The 15,752-nt window shown below is 64.2% G+C and carries 17 protein-coding genes; 13 read left to right on the top strand and 4 right to left on the bottom strand.

Annotation, left to right across the window (positions count from 1 at the left end; all coding sequences use genetic code 11):
- Nucleotides 1-30: 30 nt before the first annotated feature.
- Both PI990_RS23515 and PI990_RS23510 read left to right on the top strand, forming a co-directional pair.
- Nucleotides 31-285, top strand: a complete 255-nt coding sequence (locus PI990_RS23515) for an FAD assembly factor SdhE (protein WP_021221246.1) — start codon at nucleotides 31-33, stop codon at nucleotides 283-285.
- Nucleotides 269-721 carry a protein YgfX gene (locus PI990_RS23510; RefSeq protein ID WP_271658656.1) on the top strand — a complete coding sequence of 151 codons (453 nt, stop codon included), beginning with the start codon at nucleotides 269-271 and terminating at the stop codon, nucleotides 719-721. Before PI990_RS23515 ends, PI990_RS23510 begins: the two co-directional genes overlap by 17 nt.
- On the opposite strand, the gene nadB is transcribed toward PI990_RS23510, so the two are convergent.
- Nucleotides 690-2,306: an L-aspartate oxidase gene (gene nadB / locus PI990_RS23505; protein WP_271658655.1), complete on the bottom strand. Its 1,617-nt coding sequence runs from the start codon at nucleotides 2,304-2,306 to the stop codon at nucleotides 690-692. The two genes, PI990_RS23510 and nadB, sit on opposite strands and share 32 nt — an antisense overlap.
- A gap of 372 nt (nucleotides 2,307-2,678) precedes the next feature.
- On the opposite strand from nadB, the gene rpoE reads away from it, so the two are divergent.
- The 11 genes from rpoE (at nucleotide 2,679) to pdxJ (ending at nucleotide 12,818) form a co-directional block, all read left to right on the top strand.
- Nucleotides 2,679-3,260: an RNA polymerase sigma factor RpoE gene (rpoE, locus tag PI990_RS23500; protein ID WP_021221243.1), complete on the top strand. Its 582-nt coding sequence runs from the start codon at nucleotides 2,679-2,681 to the stop codon at nucleotides 3,258-3,260.
- Between the two features lie 31 nt (nucleotides 3,261-3,291).
- Nucleotides 3,292-3,882, top strand: coding sequence for a sigma-E factor negative regulatory protein (locus tag PI990_RS23495; RefSeq protein ID WP_271658654.1), 591 nt, complete (start codon nucleotides 3,292-3,294; stop codon nucleotides 3,880-3,882).
- A gap of 8 nt (nucleotides 3,883-3,890) precedes the next feature.
- A complete protein-coding gene (locus PI990_RS23490) occupies nucleotides 3,891-4,853 on the top strand; it encodes a MucB/RseB C-terminal domain-containing protein (RefSeq protein WP_184487803.1) in 963 nt (320 codons plus the stop codon).
- Nucleotides 4,854-5,066: 213 nt separating this feature from the next.
- Nucleotides 5,067-6,494, top strand: a complete 1,428-nt coding sequence (locus tag PI990_RS23485; protein WP_037022080.1) for a DegQ family serine endoprotease — start codon at nucleotides 5,067-5,069, stop codon at nucleotides 6,492-6,494.
- A 151-nt stretch (nucleotides 6,495-6,645) separates the two neighbouring features.
- Nucleotides 6,646-8,445 (top strand): translation elongation factor 4, encoded by a 1,800-nt coding sequence (gene lepA / locus PI990_RS23480; RefSeq protein WP_021221239.1) that lies wholly within the window; start codon nucleotides 6,646-6,648, stop codon nucleotides 8,443-8,445.
- A gap of 5 nt (nucleotides 8,446-8,450) precedes the next feature.
- The gene (lepB, locus tag PI990_RS23475; RefSeq protein WP_021221238.1) at nucleotides 8,451-9,305 is read left to right on the top strand and encodes a signal peptidase I; all 855 of its coding nucleotides are present in this window, start codon (nucleotides 8,451-8,453) and stop codon (nucleotides 9,303-9,305) included.
- Nucleotides 9,306-9,415: 110 nt separating this feature from the next.
- Nucleotides 9,416-9,793, top strand: a complete 378-nt coding sequence (locus PI990_RS23470; protein WP_271658653.1) for a DUF4845 domain-containing protein — start codon at nucleotides 9,416-9,418, stop codon at nucleotides 9,791-9,793.
- On the top strand, nucleotides 9,790-10,479 hold the full coding sequence (gene rnc, locus PI990_RS23465; RefSeq protein ID WP_031288390.1) for a ribonuclease III: 690 nt from the start codon (nucleotides 9,790-9,792) through the stop codon (nucleotides 10,477-10,479). Before PI990_RS23470 ends, rnc begins: the two co-directional genes overlap by 4 nt.
- The gene (gene era / locus PI990_RS23460) at nucleotides 10,472-11,374 is read left to right on the top strand and encodes a GTPase Era (RefSeq protein WP_021221235.1); all 903 of its coding nucleotides are present in this window, start codon (nucleotides 10,472-10,474) and stop codon (nucleotides 11,372-11,374) included. Before rnc ends, era begins: the two co-directional genes overlap by 8 nt.
- Nucleotides 11,375-11,377: 3 nt before the next feature.
- Nucleotides 11,378-12,076 (top strand): DNA repair protein RecO, encoded by a 699-nt coding sequence (recO, locus tag PI990_RS23455; RefSeq protein ID WP_271658652.1) that lies wholly within the window; start codon nucleotides 11,378-11,380, stop codon nucleotides 12,074-12,076.
- Nucleotides 12,069-12,818: a pyridoxine 5'-phosphate synthase gene (pdxJ, locus tag PI990_RS23450; RefSeq protein WP_271658651.1), complete on the top strand. Its 750-nt coding sequence runs from the start codon at nucleotides 12,069-12,071 to the stop codon at nucleotides 12,816-12,818. Before recO ends, pdxJ begins: the two co-directional genes overlap by 8 nt.
- 360 nt (nucleotides 12,819-13,178) lie before the next feature.
- On the opposite strand, the gene cmoB is transcribed toward pdxJ, so the two are convergent.
- The 3 genes from cmoB to PI990_RS23435 all read right to left on the bottom strand — a co-directional run bounded on the left by cmoB (nucleotide 13,179) and on the right by PI990_RS23435 (nucleotide 15,613).
- Entirely contained in the window at nucleotides 13,179-14,147 is a 969-nt protein-coding gene (cmoB, locus tag PI990_RS23445) for a tRNA 5-methoxyuridine(34)/uridine 5-oxyacetic acid(34) synthase CmoB (RefSeq protein ID WP_271658650.1), read from the bottom strand.
- Entirely contained in the window at nucleotides 14,144-14,887 is a 744-nt protein-coding gene (cmoA, locus tag PI990_RS23440; RefSeq protein WP_265169460.1) for a carboxy-S-adenosyl-L-methionine synthase CmoA, read from the bottom strand. The genes cmoB and cmoA overlap by 4 nt, the downstream gene beginning before the upstream one ends.
- A gap of 84 nt (nucleotides 14,888-14,971) precedes the next feature.
- Nucleotides 14,972-15,613 carry a lysoplasmalogenase gene (locus PI990_RS23435; RefSeq protein WP_271658649.1) on the bottom strand — a complete coding sequence of 214 codons (642 nt, stop codon included), beginning with the start codon at nucleotides 15,611-15,613 and terminating at the stop codon, nucleotides 14,972-14,974.
- Between the last annotated feature and the right edge of the window lie 139 nt (nucleotides 15,614-15,752).

Raw genomic sequence — 15,752 nt, 5'->3', positions numbered from 1 at the left:
ACTGCCGCCCTCATTCCTGGAGGCGCTCTGATGGCCGACGCAACTGAACTGAACCGACTCTTCTGGCACAGCCGCCGTGGCATGCTGGAGCTCGATGTGCTGCTGGTACCTTTCGTCCGGGAGGTCTACCCGAGCCTCGGCGAGGAGGATCAGGCGCGCTTCCGCAAGCTGCTCGAATGCGAAGACCAGGACATGTTCGGCTGGTTCATGCAGCGCGGCGAGCCGGAAGACGCCGACCTGCGCTACATCGTGAAAATGATCCTGGACCGTGTCCAGCCGAAGTAGCACCTTCGAATGCCACTGGCGCCCGTCGCGGCGCCTGCTGGTGCTCTACCTGTCCCTGTTTTCCCTGGCGTTGGTGGCCGTGGCCTGCGCTGACCTGCCCGTGTGGGCGCGGTTGCTGGGCGTTCTCGCCTGCCTGGCCCATGCCGGCTGGGTGCTGCCGCGCCATGTGCTGCTGGCCCGCTCCTCTTCCGTGCGAGGCCTGCGCCTGGACGCCGATGGCTGGCGACTGCGGCGCCACGATGGCGAATGGTTTCCCGTGCACCTGAGCCCCGACAGCCTGGCGCTGCCGGTGGCGGTGCTGCTGGTCTATCGCTGCGAAGGGGCGTTGATCGGGCGGGGACTGTGCATCCCCGCCGATTCACTGGATGGCGAGAGCCACAGGCGCTTGCGCATGCACCTGCGTTTCAATCGCCATAGATGGACGGCGCCAGGATAGTGTCGCGGGCTTCGGCCAACTGCTCGGGGTAGTCGAGCGTGTAGTGCAGGCCACGGCTCTCGCGGCGTTGCATGGCCGATTCGATCATCAACTCGGCGACCTGGGCCAGGTTGCGCAGCTCGATCAGGTCGCGGCTGACCTTGTAGTTGCTGTAGAACTCGTCGATCTCGCTGAGCAGCAGGCGCACCCGGTGCTGGGCGCGCTGCAGGCGCTTGTTGGTGCGCACGATGCCGACGTAGTCCCACATGAATCGCCGCAGTTCGTCCCAGTTGTGCGCAATGATCACGTCCTCGTCCGAGTCGGTGACCTGGCTGGCGTCCCAGGCCGGCAGGCTGGCGGGCAGGGGGATGGCGTCGAGCTGGGCGAGCATGTCCTGGGCGGCGGCGCGGGCGTAGACGAAGCATTCCAGCAGCGAGTTGCTGGCCATGCGGTTGGCGCCGTGCAGGCCGGTGAAACTGGTTTCACCGATGGCGTAGAGGCCGGGGATGTCGGTGTGGCCGTCCTTGTCCACCACCACGCCACCGCAGGTGTAGTGGGCGGCGGGCACCACCGGGATGGGCTGGCGGGTGATGTCGATGCCGAAGTCCAGGCAGCGCTCGTAGACGGTCGGGAAGTGGCTTTTGACGAACTCGGCCGGCTTGTGGCTGATGTCCAGGTAGACGCAGTCGATGCCCAGGCGCTTCATCTCGTGGTCGATGGCGCGGGCGACGATGTCGCGCGGGGCCAGTTCGGCACGGGGGTCGAAGCGCTGCATGAAGCGTTCACCGTTGGGCAGCTTGAGCAGGCCGCCCTCGCCACGCACTGCTTCGGTGATGAGGAAGCTCTTGGCCTGCGGGTGGTAGAGGCAGGTGGGGTGGAACTGGTTGAACTCCAGGTTGCCCACCCGGCAGCCGGCGCGCCAGGCCATGGCGATGCCGTCGCCACAGGCGCCGTCGGGGTTGCTGGTATAGAGGTAGACCTTGGCCGCGCCGCCGGAGGCGAGGGCGGTGAAGCGCGCACCGTAGGTGTCGACTTCGCCGCTGGCGCGGTTGAGCACGTAGGCGCCGAGGCAACGGTGGCCATCCAGGCCGAGCTTGCGCTCGGTGATCAGGTCGACGGCGACGCGCTGTTCCAGCAGCTCGATGTTCGGGCGTTGGCGGGCCTGGGCCAGCAGGGTATTGAAGATGGCGGCGCCGGTGGCGTCGGCGGCATGGATGATGCGCCGGTGGCTGTGGCCGCCTTCGCGGGTGAGGTGGAATTCGAAGCCACCGTCCTCGCGGTCATGTTCGTCATCGCGGGTGAAGGGCACGCCCTGGTCGATCAGCCACTGGATTGCCTGGCGGCTGTTTTCCACGGTGAAGCGCACGGCGTCTTCGCGGCAGAGTCCGGCGCCGGCGATGAGGGTGTCCTCGACATGGGAGTCCACCGTATCGGTGTCATCCAGAACCGCCGCGACACCGCCCTGGGCCCAATAGGTTGACCCGTTGGAAAGGTCACCTTTACTCAGGACGGCGATGCGCAGGTGCGCGGGTAACGTCAGCGCCAAAGTGAGGCCGGCCGCACCGCTGCCGATCACCAGGACGTCGTGCTGAAAGTGTTGGCTCATGTCGGGTTCCCGCGAAAATGCGGCCACTAGTATATAGAGGGGGTGGGCGGCACAATAGCGGGCTTATGTCCGGTAGAGAATCCTGGGAACTTTCTTAGTCCTCATGGTTTCTTACTTCCGTCGCACATGAGATGACATGCTTGCTGAGTTGTGCCGCGGTGCGCTTCTTGCGCTCCAGGCAGCGGCAAATCAGGCGAAAAATTATCCGCGCAGCAGTGGCCAGTGCCTTGCTGCGCGATTCCGTGCAAGACGGAAACAGTCTTGTAGGAAGCTTGCTTGGAGGGGAGAACTTTTGCGCAACGCCCGAGTCTATTTTGGCAAGCCGATCCACTGGCTGGCGCAACGCCCCTCGAGCTCCAACGAGGAGTGTCCATGCTAACCCAGGAACAGGATCAGCAACTGGTCGAACGGGTGCAGCGAGGCGACAAACGAGCTTTCGATCTTCTGGTGCTGAAGTATCAGCACAAGATACTGGGGCTGATCGTGCGATTCGTCCACGACGCCCAGGAAGCTCAGGATGTTGCTCAGGAGGCCTTCATCAAGGCCTATCGCGCACTTGGTAATTTTCGCGGTGACAGCGCTTTCTATACATGGCTGTACCGCATCGCCATCAACACGGCGAAGAACCATCTGGTGGCGCGCGGTCGGCGCCCACCGGATAGCGATGTAAGTGCCGAGGATGCGGAGTTCTACGACGGCGATCATGCCCTCAAGGACAACGAATCACCGGAGCGAGCATTGCTGCGGGATGAGATCGAAGGCACCGTCCATCGGACCATTCAGCAATTGCCGGAAGATTTGCGTACTGCGCTGACTTTACGTGAATTCGATGGTCTGAGTTACGAGGACATCGCCAGCGTCATGCAATGTCCGGTTGGTACGGTTCGCTCGCGTATTTTCAGGGCGCGAGAAGCTATCGATAAAGCCCTGCAACCTTTGTTGCAGGAATCCTGAGACAGCGGCGACAGCTAAGAGAGGAATCGCCATGAGTCGTGAAGCCCTGCAGGAATCGCTGTCCGCGGTGATGGATAACGAAGCGGATGAACTGGAGTTGCGGCGTGTGCTCGCTTCCAGCGGCGATGAGGAGTTGCGTTCCACTTGGTCCCGTTACCAGATCGCCCGTGCCGTGATGCACAAGGAACTGATCGAGCCGCGCCTCGACATCGCCGCTGCGGTTTCCGCCGCGCTGGCCGATGAAGCGTTGCCCGCTCAGCCCGTTCGCGGTCCCTGGCGCAACCTTGGTCGCCTGGCCGTGGCCGCTTCGGTGACCCTGGCCGTGCTGGCAGGTGTGCGCATGTACAACCAGGACGAGGTGGGCACCCAGCAACTGGCCCAGCAAGGCGCATCGCAGCCGGTGATCAGTGCACCGCAGGCGAGCCAGGGCACCGTCCTGGCCGGCTACAGCACCGATTCGCAAGGCGTGCGTCCGCCGCTGTCCGGTGCCGCGCAAGCGACGTCCGGCTGGCATGAACAACGTCTGCCGGCGTACCTGCGCCAGCATGCGCAGCAGGCTGCCATGAGTGGGACCGACAGTGCGCTGCCCTACGCACGTGCTGCCAGTCTGGAAAGCCGCTAAGGAGAAACATGCGCGCATTTCCACTCTTCGTACTGCTCGGCGGCGGATGGCTGGCTCAGGCCGCCCACGCCGCCGACGCACAGGATTGGCTGAAGCGACTCGCTGATGCCGAACAGCGGCAGAATTTCCAGGGCACCTTCGTCTACGAGCGAAGTGGCAGTTTTTCGACCCATCAGGTCTGGCATCGCGTCGATGCCGCCGGCAAGGTGCGTGAACGGCTGCAGCAGCTCGATGGCCCCGCCCAGGAAATCCTCCGCGTGGATGGACGCACAGAATGCGTGAGTGGCGCGCTTTCCGACCAGATGGGCGATGGCCAGGTCTGGCCGGCCCGCGACCTCGATGCCGCCCAGATCGCCAAGTCCTATGACATGAGCGTGGTGGGCGAATCGCGGGTTGCGGGGCGACAGGCGATCGTCCTGTCGCTCAATCCTCGTGATCAGCACCGTTACGGCTTCGAGTTGCATCTGGACCGGGAAACCGGCCTGCCGCTCAAGTCGCTGCTGCTCAATGAGAAGGGCATGTTGCTGGAACGCTTCCAGTTCACCCAGATCGATACATCCCAGGTTCCGGGTGATGCCATGCTTCAGGCTGGGCAGGATTGCAAGCCTGTGCGCTTCGCCGAGGCGCCGAAGACCCTGGCCAACAACTGGCGTTCCGACTGGCTGCCCGAGGGCTTCACCCTCACCAGTGCCATCCAGCGGCAGAGTCCCGTATCGTCCGATCCGGTGGCCTGTCTGCTCTATGGAGACGGCCTGGCGCGCTTCTCGGTCTTCCTCGAGCCCCTGCACGGTGCGCCGGTGGAGGACGTTCGCGTCGAGCTCGGTCCGACAGTGGCTGTGTCCCGCAGGCTCGGCACCAGCGACGGTGACGTAATGGTCACGGTAGTCGGTGAGATCCCCGTGGGAACTGCCGAGCGTATCGCGTTGTCTATGCGTACGGCTGGAACCGCAGCCCCCCAGGCAGCTCAGTGAGTTGAGCGACGCCGTGGGCGGAGCGGCCATGACCACGGCGACCCGCTGGGCGTCGTGGGCTGATCGTTCCTCGGCGACGGTTCCTGCAAAAGAATTCCCAATTGTGTTATCTCGGGCTGGGGTCGACCCCCGGCCCGAATTGCGTTTGCCCGCCAGGCCGGTCGGCCCGCGCCGGGTTCACATTCCTCGTTTCATGACGGGAGCTGTATGTCGATGCTAAGCATGAAATCCTGCCTGTCCGCGTTCGCGGCGGTGCTGCTGCTCGGTCAAACCTTTGTCGCGCATGCCGAATTGCCCGACTTCACGCCGCTGGTGGAGGAGGCCTCCCCGGCGGTCGTCAACATCAGTACCCGGCAGAAGCTGCCCTCGCGTGCGGTCGCTGGTAACCAGGCGATGCCCGATCTGGAAGGCCTGCCGCCCATGCTCCGCGAGTTCTTCGAGCGCAGCATGCCTCAGGTTCCGCGCAGTCCGGGGGGCGGTCGCCAGCGCGAGGCGCAGTCCCTGGGTTCGGGGTTCATCATCTCCAAGGATGGCTACGTCCTGACCAACAACCATGTGGTAGCGGATGCCGATGAAATCATCGTGCGCCTGTCCGACCGCAGCGAGCTGGAAGCCAAGCTGATCGGTGCCGATGCGCGCACCGACGTGGCTCTGCTCAAGGTCGAAGGCAAGGACCTGCCCATCGTCAAGCTCGGCAAGTCCGATGCGCTGAAGGTCGGCAGTTGGGTGTTGGCCATCGGCTCGCCCTTCGGCTTCGACCATTCGGTGACCGCCGGCATCGTCAGCGCCAAGGGGCGCAGCCTGCCGAACGAGAACTATGTTCCCTTCATCCAGACCGACGTGGCCATCAACCCGGGTAACTCCGGCGGCCCGCTGTTCAACCTGGATGGCGAGGTAGTGGGCATCAACTCGCAGATCTTCACCCGGTCCGGCGGCTTCATGGGCCTGTCCTTCGCCATCCCGATCGACGTCGCCATGAGCGTGGCCGACCAGCTCAAGGCTGAAGGCAAGGTCAGCCGCGGCTGGCTCGGCGTGGTGATCCAGGAAGTGAACAAGGACCTGGCCGAATCCTTCGGTCTCGACAAGCCGGCCGGTGCCCTCGTGGCCCAGGTGCTGGACGATGGCCCCGCCGCCAAGGGTGGCCTGCAGGTCGGTGACGTGATCCTCAGCATGAACGGCCAGCCGATCGTCATGTCCGCTGACCTGCCGCATCTGGTCGGGGCCCTCAAGCCCGGCAGCAAGATCGACCTCGATGTCGTGCGAGAAGGCTCGCGCAAGAACCTGTCGCTGACCATCGGCTCGCTGCCGGAAGACGGTGAGGAAGTCACCTCCACCGGTGCTCCGCAGGGTGCCGAGCGCAGCAGCAATCGTCTGGGCGTGCTGGTCGCCGAGCTGTCCAACGAGCAGAAGAAGAGCCTCGACATCAAGGGCGGTGTGGTGATCAAGGAAGTTCAGGATGGCCCGGCAGCCCTCATGGGCCTGCGCCCGGGTGATGTGATCAGCCACCTGAACAACCAGTCCATCGATTCGGTGCAGACCTTCGCCAAGGTGGCCAAGGAACTGCCGAAGAATCGTTCCGTGTCCATGCGCGTGTTGCGCCAGGGGCGCGCCAGCTTCATCACCTTCAAGCTTTCGGAATAATCCGATGCACTGAAAAAGGGCGACCAGGGTCGCCCTTTTTCATGCCCGCGCTCCGCCATGCGGGCGTGACGCCTGAGTCGCCTATCAGGTAAACTCCCCGGCTATTTTTCGGCAAGCAACCGGCTTGCGGCTTTTTTCGAGTGTCGACCCTGTGAGTGACCTGAGTCATATCCGCAATTTTTCGATCATCGCCCACATCGACCATGGCAAGTCGACCCTGGCCGACCGCTTCATCCAGATGTGTGGCGGCCTGTCCGACCGCGAAATGGAGGCCCAGGTGCTGGACTCCATGGATTTGGAGCGTGAACGCGGCATCACCATCAAGGCCCATAGCGTCACCCTGCACTACAAGTCGCAGGACGGTAAGACCTACCAGCTGAACTTCATCGATACCCCCGGCCACGTCGACTTCACCTATGAAGTCAGCCGCTCGCTGGCCGCCTGCGAAGGTGCGCTGCTGGTGGTGGATGCCGGCCAGGGCGTCGAGGCGCAGTCGGTCGCCAACTGCTACACCGCCATCGAGCAGGGCCTGGAAGTCATGCCCGTGCTGAACAAGATGGACCTGCCCCAGGCCGAGCCGGAGCGGGTCAAGGAAGAGATCGAGCACATCATCGGCATCGATGCCACCGACGCCGTGCCCTGCAGCGCCAAGAGCGGCATGGGCGTGATCGACGTGCTCGAGCAGCTGGTCAAGGTCATCCCCGCGCCCGAAGGCGAGATCGAGGCGCCGCTGCAGGCCTTGATCATCGACTCCTGGTTCGACAACTACCTGGGTGTGGTCTCCCTGGTACGGGTCAAGCACGGCCGGGTGAAGAAGGGCGACAAGATTCTGGTCAAGTCCACCGGCAAGCTCCACCAGGTGGACAGCGTCGGTGTATTCACCCCCAAGCACACCGAAATGGCCGACCTCAAGGCCGGTGAAGTGGGCTTCATCATCGCCGGTATCAAGGACATCCTCGGTGCCCCGGTGGGTGACACCCTGACCCTCTCCAATACTCCTGACGTCGACGTGCTGCCGGGCTTCCAGCGCATCAAGCCGCAGGTCTACGCCGGCCTGTTCCCGGTCAGTTCCGACGACTTCGAGGACTTCCGCGAAGCGCTGCAGAAACTGACCCTGAACGATGCCGCGCTGCAATACGAGCCGGAAAGCTCCGAAGCCCTGGGCTTCGGCTTCCGCATCGGCTTCCTCGGCATGCTGCACATGGAGATCATCCAGGAGCGCCTGGAGCGCGAATACGACCTGGACCTGATCACCACCGCGCCGACGGTAATCTTCGAGGTGGTGCTGAAGACCGGCGAGACGATCTACGTCGACAACCCGTCCAAGCTGCCCGACCTCTCGCTCGTCGAGGAAATGCGCGAACCCATCGTGCGCGCCAATATCCTCGTGCCCCAGGAGCACCTGGGCAACGTCATCACCCTGTGCATCGAGAAGCGTGGCGTACAGCGCGACATGCAATTCCTCAGCAGCCAGGTTCAGGTTTGCTACGACCTGCCGATGAACGAAGTGGTGCTCGACTTCTTCGACCGCCTGAAGTCGGTGAGCCGCGGCTACGCGTCGCTGGACTACAGCTTCGACCGCTTCCAGTCGGCCAACCTGGTCAAGCTGGACGTGTTGATCAACGGCGAGAAGGTCGACGCGCTGGCGCTGATCGTTCACCGTGACCAGGCCCACTACAAAGGCCGCGCGCTGACCGAGAAAATGAAAGAACTGATCCCACGGCAGATGTTCGACGTGGCGATCCAGGCGGCGATCGGTGGTCAGATCGTTGCACGTACTACCGTAAAGGCGCTCAGGAAGAACGTTCTGGCCAAATGCTACGGCGGTGACGTCAGCCGTAAGAAGAAGCTGCTGGAGAAGCAGAAGGCCGGTAAGAAAAGGATGAAGCAGGTCGGCAGTGTGGAAATTCCACAGGAAGCCTTCCTCGCAGTGCTCAAAGTGGATAGCTAGGGTCTATGTCGATCAATTTCCCGCTCTTGTTGGTTATCGCCGTGGCTGTCTGCGGCGTACTCGCGCTCATCGATCTGGTTCTGCTGGCTCCGCGCCGGCGCTCTGCGATTGCCGCCTACGAGGGGCAAGTCGGCGAGCCCGACCCCGAGGTGGTGGAAAAGCTCGACAAGGAACCCTTGCTGGTGGAATACGGCAAGTCCTTTTTCCCGGTGCTGGCCATCGTGCTGGTGCTGCGGTCGTTCCTGGTCGAGCCCTTCCAGATTCCCTCCGGCTCGATGAAACCGACCCTGGAGGTGGGCGATTTCATCCTGGTCAACAAGTTCGCCTATGGCATTCGCCTGCCGGTGGTGGACAGCAAGGTGATCGAGGTCGGTGACCCGCAGCGCGGTGATGTCATGGTGTTCCGCTACCCCAGCGACCCGAACATCAACTACATCAAGCGCGTGATCGGCCTGCCGGGTGATCGTATCGCCTACAGCAGCGACAAGCGCCTGACCGTCAACGGCGAGCAGGTAGCGGAGAAGCTGATCGGCGACGAGCCGGGCACCCTGGGCAGCTCCCGCCTGTACGAGGAGAAGCTGGGCGCCGCCGAGCACCTCATCCGCAAGGAAATGAAGCGCTACCGCATGGAGCCGGGCAAGGAGTGGGTGGTGCCGCAAGGGCACTACTTCATGATGGGCGACAACCGCGACAACTCGAACGACAGTCGCTACTGGAACGACCCGAACATTCCCAAGGACCTGCTCGGCATGGTCCCGGACCGTAACATCGTCGGCAAGGCGTTCGCCGTATGGATGAGCTGGCCGGACCCGAAGATGAACAACCTGCCGAATTTCTCCCGCGTGGGCCTCATTCACTGACGGCCCCCGACTTTCGCTTTTGCGGCGCTGTTCAATGCGGCGCCGCCCGCTATATATAGTCTTGCAGGGGGCCATCCGGCCCACACAACACCACTGACATTGAGGTCATCATGACGTTTGCGCACTCGCAGAGGGGCTTGTCGATACTGGGCTGGCTGATTGCCCTGGCCGTCGTTGCGTTCCTGGCCAGCACGGCCTTCAAGTTTATTCCGCACTATATGGATTACTACGCACTTGAGAAAATGATCAAGTCGGTGGAAAACGACAGAGCTCAGGGCATCTCGACCCCAGCTGATTTCATCAGCCACCTGAACAAGGGGATGCAGGTCAACAGTATTCGCGACATTGACCTGAGTAAGGCTCTTCAGGTCAGGATTGAGAATAATGACTTCCTTGTTGCGCTGAAGTACGAAAAACGCGAGCCGCTGATTGGTAACCTCGATCTGGTGGTGCACTTCGACAAAGAATTCCGTGTGCGGGTCCCGTGAGCGTATCCCTTAGCCGTCTCGAGCGTCAGCTCGGCCACACCTTCCAGGACCAGGGTCTGATGACCCTGGCCCTGACCCACCGCAGTTTCGCCGGGCGCAACAACGAGCGCCTGGAATTCCTCGGTGATGCCATTCTCAACTTCGTCGCCGGCGAGGCGCTCTACGAGCGTTTCCCCCAGGCCCGCGAAGGTCAGCTGTCACGCCTGCGTGCCCGCCTGGTCAAGGGTGAGACCCTGGCCCTGCTGGCCCGTGGTTTCGAGCTGGGCGAGTACCTGCGCCTGGGCTCCGGCGAGCTGAAAAGCGGCGGTTTCCGTCGCGAGTCGATCCTGGCCGATGCGCTGGAAGCGCTGATCGGTGCCATCTATCTCGATGCCGGCATGGAGCGCGCCCGTGAACGCGTCCTCGCCTGGCTGCACAACGAGCTGGAAGGCCTGACCCTGGTCGATACCAACAAGGACCCGAAAACCCGCCTGCAGGAATTCCTCCAGTCGCGGGCCTGCGAACTGCCCCGCTATGAAGTGGTGGATATCCAGGGCGAACCCCATTGCCGCACCTTCTTCGTCGAGTGCGAGATCGCCCTGCTGAATGACAAGACCCGTGGCCAGGGTGCCAGCCGACGCATTGCCGAACAGGTAGCGGCGGCAGCAGCACTGGTGGCCTTGGGCGTGGAGAACGGCCATGACTGATACCAATACCCAGCGCTGTGGCTACGTTGCCATCGTCGGCCGCCCCAACGTGGGCAAGTCGACGCTGCTCAACCACATCCTCGGGCAGAAGCTGGCGATCACCTCGCGCAAGCCGCAGACCACCCGCCACAACATGCTCGGCATCAAGACCGAGGGTGATGTCCAGGCCGTCTATGTCGACACCCCCGGCCTGCACAAGAACAACGAGAAAGCGCTCAACCGCTACATGAACAAGACCGCCTCGGCCGCCCTCAAGGATGTCGACGTGGTGATCTTCGTGGTCGACCGCAACCGCTGGACCGACGAGGACCAACTGGTGCTCGAGCGCGTCCAGTACGTCCAGGGCCCGGTGATCCTGGCCATCAACAAGACCGACCGCCTGGACGACAAGGCCGACCTGATGCCGCACCTGGCCTGGCTCCAGGAGCAGCTGCCCAAGGCCGAAGTGGTGCCGATCTCCGCCCAGCAGGGGCACAACCTCGACACCTTGGAGCGCCTGGTCGCCGAACGCCTGCCCGAGGGCGAGCACTTCTTCCCGGAAGACCAGATCACCGACCGCAGCAGCCGTTTCCTCGCCGCCGAGCTGGTGCGCGAGAAAATCATGCGCCAGCTGGGTGCTGAACTTCCCTACCAGATCACCGTCGAGATCGAGGAGTTCAAGCAGGAAGGCCGCATTCTGCATATCCACGCGCTGATCCTGGTGGAGCGCGACGGACAGAAGAAAATCATCATTGGCGACGGTGGCGAGCGCATCAAGCGCATCGGCCAGGAAGCCCGCAAGGACATGGAGGTGCTGTTCGACTCTAAGGTCATGCTCAACCTCTGGGTCAAGGTGAAGGGGGGCTGGTCCGACGACGAGCGCGCCCTGCGCTCCCTGGGCTACAACGACCAGTAACCGATGCAGACCAGTGCGCAACCGGCCTTCGTACTGCACAGCAGGGCCTACCGCGAAAGCAGCGCGCTGGTGGATTTCCTCACCCCGGAAGGGCGGCTTCGCGCCGTCATGCGGGGTGCGCGGGGCAAGGCCGGTACTTTGGTCCGGCCCTTCGTGCCGCTGGAGGCCGAATTCCGCGGCCGTGGTGAGCTGAAGAACGTGGGGCGCCTGGAAAGCGCCGGCATCCCCCACTTCCTCACCGGTGAGGCGCTGTTCAGCGGCCTCTACCTCAATGAACTGACCATCCGCCTGTTGCCGGCCGAAGCGCCGCACCCCGCGCTGTTCGAGCATTACGCCGCCACCCTCCAGGCCCTGGCCGGCGGCCGTCCGCTGGAGCCGCTGCTGCGCGCTTTCGAATGGCGCCTGCTGGACGAGCTGGGCTATGGTTTTGCCCTGGACATCGACCTCCACGGCACGCCCATCGCCGCCAGCGGCATCTACCGCCTGTTGCCCGATGCCGGCCTGGAGCCCGTTGGCCAACTGCAGCCCGGCCTGTTCCAGGGCGTTGAACTGCTGGCCTTGGCCGAGGCGGACTGGAGCGCCCCCGGTGCCCTCGCGGCGGCCAAGCGCCTGATGCGCCAGGCCCTGGCACCCCATCTCGGCGGCAGGCCCCTGGCCAGCCGCGAACTCTTCATGACACTCAAGGAACCCTCCCGTGACTGAAGCCAATCGTGTTCTGCTCGGCGTCAACATCGACCACGTCGCCACCCTGCGCCAGGCCCGTGGCACCCGCTACCCGGACCCGGTCAAGGCCGCGCTGGATGCGGAGGAGGCGGGTGCCGACGGCATCACCGTGCACCTGCGCGAGGACCGCCGGCACATCCAGGAGCGTGACGTGCGCGTGCTCAAGGAGGTCATGCAGACGCGCATGAACTTCGAGATGGGCGTCACCGAGGAGATGCTCGCCTTCGCCGAGGAGATCCGCCCCGAACACGTCTGCCTGGTACCGGAAACCCGCCAGGAACTGACCACCGAAGGCGGCCTCGACGTCGCCGGCCAGGAAGCCCGCATCAAGGCCGCGGTCGAGCGCCTGGCGCGCCTGGGCAGCGAAGTCTCCCTGTTCATCGATGCCGACCCGGCGCAGATCGAAGCCTCCCACCGCGTCGGCGCCCCCGCCATCGAACTGCACACCGGCCGCTACGCCGACGCCCACACCCCGGAAGAAGCTGCCCGCGAACTGCAGCGCATCCGCGAAGGCGTCGCCCTGGGCCTCAAGCTCGGCCTGGTGGTCAACGCCGGCCACGGCCTGCACTACCACAACGTCGAACCGGTAGCCGCCATCCCCGGCATCAATGAGCTGAATATCGGTCACGCCCTGGTGGCCCATGCGCTGTTTGTTGGTTTCAAGCAGGCGGTGATCGAGATGAAACAGCTGATCCAGGGGGCGCAAGCGTCACGAGCTTGAAGCTTGAAGTGTCGTGTGTGGGGGCACGGGGCCGGGGTTCGACATGACTCCGAATGGTGGACCGGTGAAGCGTGGTCCACCATTCGCTCGAGCCGGTGCCGGGCTTTCCCGGTCTGAAGCCCGGGCTACGTTCGGAGTGCGAAAAAATAAGCCCGGGGGTTGACAGCTTCCGCCGATCCCCCAGGCTCTTCCAGCTTCCAGCTTCCAGCTTCCAGCTTCCAGCTTCCAGCTTCCAGCTTCCAGCTTCCAGCTTCCAGCTTCCAGCTTCCAGCTTCCAGCTTCCAGCTTCCAGCTTCCAGCTTCCAGCTTCCAGCTTCCAGCTTCCAGCTTCCAGCTTCCAGCTTCCAGCTTCCAGCTGCTTTAAGGCTTGCGCGCCACCATCACCGCTCGGGCCGGGGCGGGGAGGCCTTCGATGGTGCGGCTGTGGTCGGCCGGGTCGAGGAATTCGGGCAGGGATTGGTAGCGCATCCACTCGGTACTGCGCTGTTCCTCGATGCTGGTGACGCTGACGTCCACACAGCGCACGTCGACGAAACCGGCGCGGCGCAGCCACAGTTCCAGCGCTGGCACCGACGGCAGGAACCATACGTTGCGCATCTGCGCGTAGCGGTCTTCGGGCACCAGCACCTGCTGGGCGTCGCCTTCCACCACCAGGGTTTCCAGCACCAGCTCGCCGCCGCGCAGCAGGCAGTCCTTGAGGTCGAACAGGTGGTCGATGGGCGAGCGGCGGTGGTAGAGCACGCCCATGGAAAACACCGTGTCGAAGCCTTCCAGCTTCGCCGGGAGCTCTTCCAGGGCCAGGGGCAGGTGCCAGGCGGGGAGGTCCGGCAGGTAGCGCTTCATGGCCAGGAACTGGCAGAAGAACAGCCAGTTCGGGTCGATGCCCACCACGCTGTCGGCACCAGCGCCGAGCATGCGCCACTGGTAGTAGCCGTTGCCGCAGCCGACATCCAGCACACGCTTGCCGCGCAGGTCGAGGTGCGGCGAGACCCGTGACCATTTCCAATCGGAGCGCCATTCGGTGTCGACGTGCACGCCGAACAGCTCGAAGGGCCCCTTGCGCCAGGGGATCAGCCCCATCAGCGCATCCTTGAGCGCAGTGCGGGTGGTTTCGTCGCAATCGCCGTCGAGGGCGAAGCGTTGTGCCAGTTCCACGCGGGTTGGCGTGATCGGCGGCAGGGCGTCCACCGCCGCGCCCCAGCGCTGAAGGTCGCCGTGACCGATGGCCAGCTTGGCGTCGAGTTGGCCGGGCAGGTCGGCGGCCCAATCCTGCAGCGGGGTGCCCATGAGCCTTTGCTGCAGGGCGTCGAGATCGAGGGTACGGATCATGGCAGGGCGATCAGCGAGGCGAAGTTGAGGCACTGGAACCAGGGCACCACGCGGGAGAAGCCGGCCGCCAGCAGGCGCTCGCGGTGTTCCTCCAGGCTGTCGGGGCGCATCACGTTCTCCAGGGCGCTGCGTTTCTGGGCGATCTCCAGCTCGCTGTAGCCGTTGGCGCGCTTGAAGTCGATGTGCAGGTCGGTGAGCAGCTCATGCTCCGCGGCATCGGTGAAGCGCAGCTTCTCCGAAAGAATCAATGCACCACCCGGCAGCAACGCCTGGTGGATGCGCGCCAGCAGGGGCTGGCGTTCCTCGCGGGCGACGAACTGCAGGGTGAAGTTCATCGCCACCAGCGAGGTCGGCTGGAATTCCAGGGCGAGGATATCTGCCTCCAGCACCTCCACCGGCAGCAGCTCCTGGTACATGGAATCCTGGGCGTGCAGGTACTCGCGGCAGCGTTCTACCATCGCGGCGGAGTTATCCACAGCCAGCACCCGGCAGCCATCGGTGCGCACATGGCGGCGCAGGGCTTGGGTGACCGCGCCGAGGGAGGCGCCCAGGTCGTACAGGCGGGTATTGGGCTGGGCGAAACGGGCGGCCAGTACGCCGATGTTCTCGACGATGGTCGGGTAGCCCGGCACCGAGCGCTTGATCATGTCCGGGAACACCTTGACCACGTCTTCGTTGAACGCGAAGTCGGAGACTTGAGCCTGGGGCGTGGCATAGATGCGGTCGGGGTTGTGCTTCACGGGCCGGTACCAGCTGTTGGAAAGGCCGGCATTCTAGCCAAGACCGCGCCCGGCCAGAATCCCGGCGTGCCGATCGGTCGAAAATCAGCGTCGCCCGTGCAGCACCGCTGAAGCGACTATGCCCAGCTGCCCAAGCCAGTAGGTGAGCATGATGGCCAACCCCGCCATCTCGAAGGGCGCCACGAAACGGTTGACCCCCAGCAGGCTGTCGGAGACCACGAAGCACAGCGCACCGGCGGCTGCGACCTGCACCGAGCGCCGGCCCGGTTCGCTTGCACCGAGGCGGGCGAGGGCGCGCCAGAGCATGGTGCTGATGGTCAGCGCATAGAGCGCCACCGGCACCAGCAGGTCACCGAGGCCGCCGCTGGCCAGCACCGCGAACATGCCGATGCCGAACAGCGCCGCCGCCAGCAGAGCCAGGGGTGCCAGGCGCCGGGTATCCGCCAGGTAGGCACCGATATAGGCCAGGTGGCCGAGGAGGAAGGCGCCCAGGCCGAAGACGAAGAAGTCCGGCGACCATTGCAGCAGCACATCGCCGGCCAGGCACAGCAGCAGCCCCAGCGCCACCCAGCGTCGATAGCGGCCGGGCGGGGCGCTTTGCAGCAACCAGGCGAGCAGGGCGAGGATGGGCACCGGCTTGGTCCAGAAACACAGCGTATCCAGGTCGGCGGCGTCGCCGTATAGGTAGGCGACAGCACCGATCAGCCCGATCAACAGCCACTGCATGCAAGATTCTCCATCGTTGTCCATCCGGGCCGCGCGGCGGCCTGCCAGCGGGCCTCCCGGCCCTGGGCTACTCTGCGCATCGTCGCGATCGGGTTCCAGGCGCAAAACGCCAGGTGCAGTCGCCGATTGCGCCGCTAGA

It is taken from the genome of Pseudomonas sp. TUM22785 (genome assembly GCF_028198105.1).
Lineage (GTDB): Bacteria > Pseudomonadota > Gammaproteobacteria > Pseudomonadales > Pseudomonadaceae > Metapseudomonas > Metapseudomonas solani.
The sequence above is the reverse complement of the archived record's forward strand: the minus strand, read 5'-3'. Positions and strand labels throughout refer to the sequence as shown.

Bases quoted from the DNA above. Each gene is read 5' to 3' on its own strand.
- nadB (WP_271658655.1), bottom strand. From the start codon at position 2,306: ATGAGCCAACACTTTCAGCACGACGTCCTGGTGATCGGCAGCGGTGCG.
- cmoB (WP_271658650.1), bottom strand. From the start codon at position 14,147: ATGATCCGTACCCTCGATCTCGACGCCCTGCAGCAAAGGCTCATGGGC.
- PI990_RS23485 (WP_037022080.1), top strand. From the start codon at position 5,067: ATGCTAAGCATGAAATCCTGCCTGTCCGCGTTCGCGGCGGTGCTGCTG.
- rpoE (WP_021221243.1), top strand. From the start codon at position 2,679: ATGCTAACCCAGGAACAGGATCAGCAACTGGTCGAACGGGTGCAGCGA.
- PI990_RS23495 (WP_271658654.1), top strand. From the start codon at position 3,292: ATGAGTCGTGAAGCCCTGCAGGAATCGCTGTCCGCGGTGATGGATAAC.
- PI990_RS23490 (WP_184487803.1), top strand. From the start codon at position 3,891: ATGCGCGCATTTCCACTCTTCGTACTGCTCGGCGGCGGATGGCTGGCT.
- recO (WP_271658652.1), top strand. From the start codon at position 11,378: ATGCAGACCAGTGCGCAACCGGCCTTCGTACTGCACAGCAGGGCCTAC.
- PI990_RS23435 (WP_271658649.1), bottom strand. From the start codon at position 15,613: ATGCAGTGGCTGTTGATCGGGCTGATCGGTGCTGTCGCCTACCTATAC.
- PI990_RS23470 (WP_271658653.1), top strand. From the start codon at position 9,416: ATGACGTTTGCGCACTCGCAGAGGGGCTTGTCGATACTGGGCTGGCTG.
- PI990_RS23515 (WP_021221246.1), top strand. From the start codon at position 31: ATGGCCGACGCAACTGAACTGAACCGACTCTTCTGGCACAGCCGCCGT.
- era (WP_021221235.1), top strand. From the start codon at position 10,472: ATGACTGATACCAATACCCAGCGCTGTGGCTACGTTGCCATCGTCGGC.
- lepB (WP_021221238.1), top strand. From the start codon at position 8,451: ATGTCGATCAATTTCCCGCTCTTGTTGGTTATCGCCGTGGCTGTCTGC.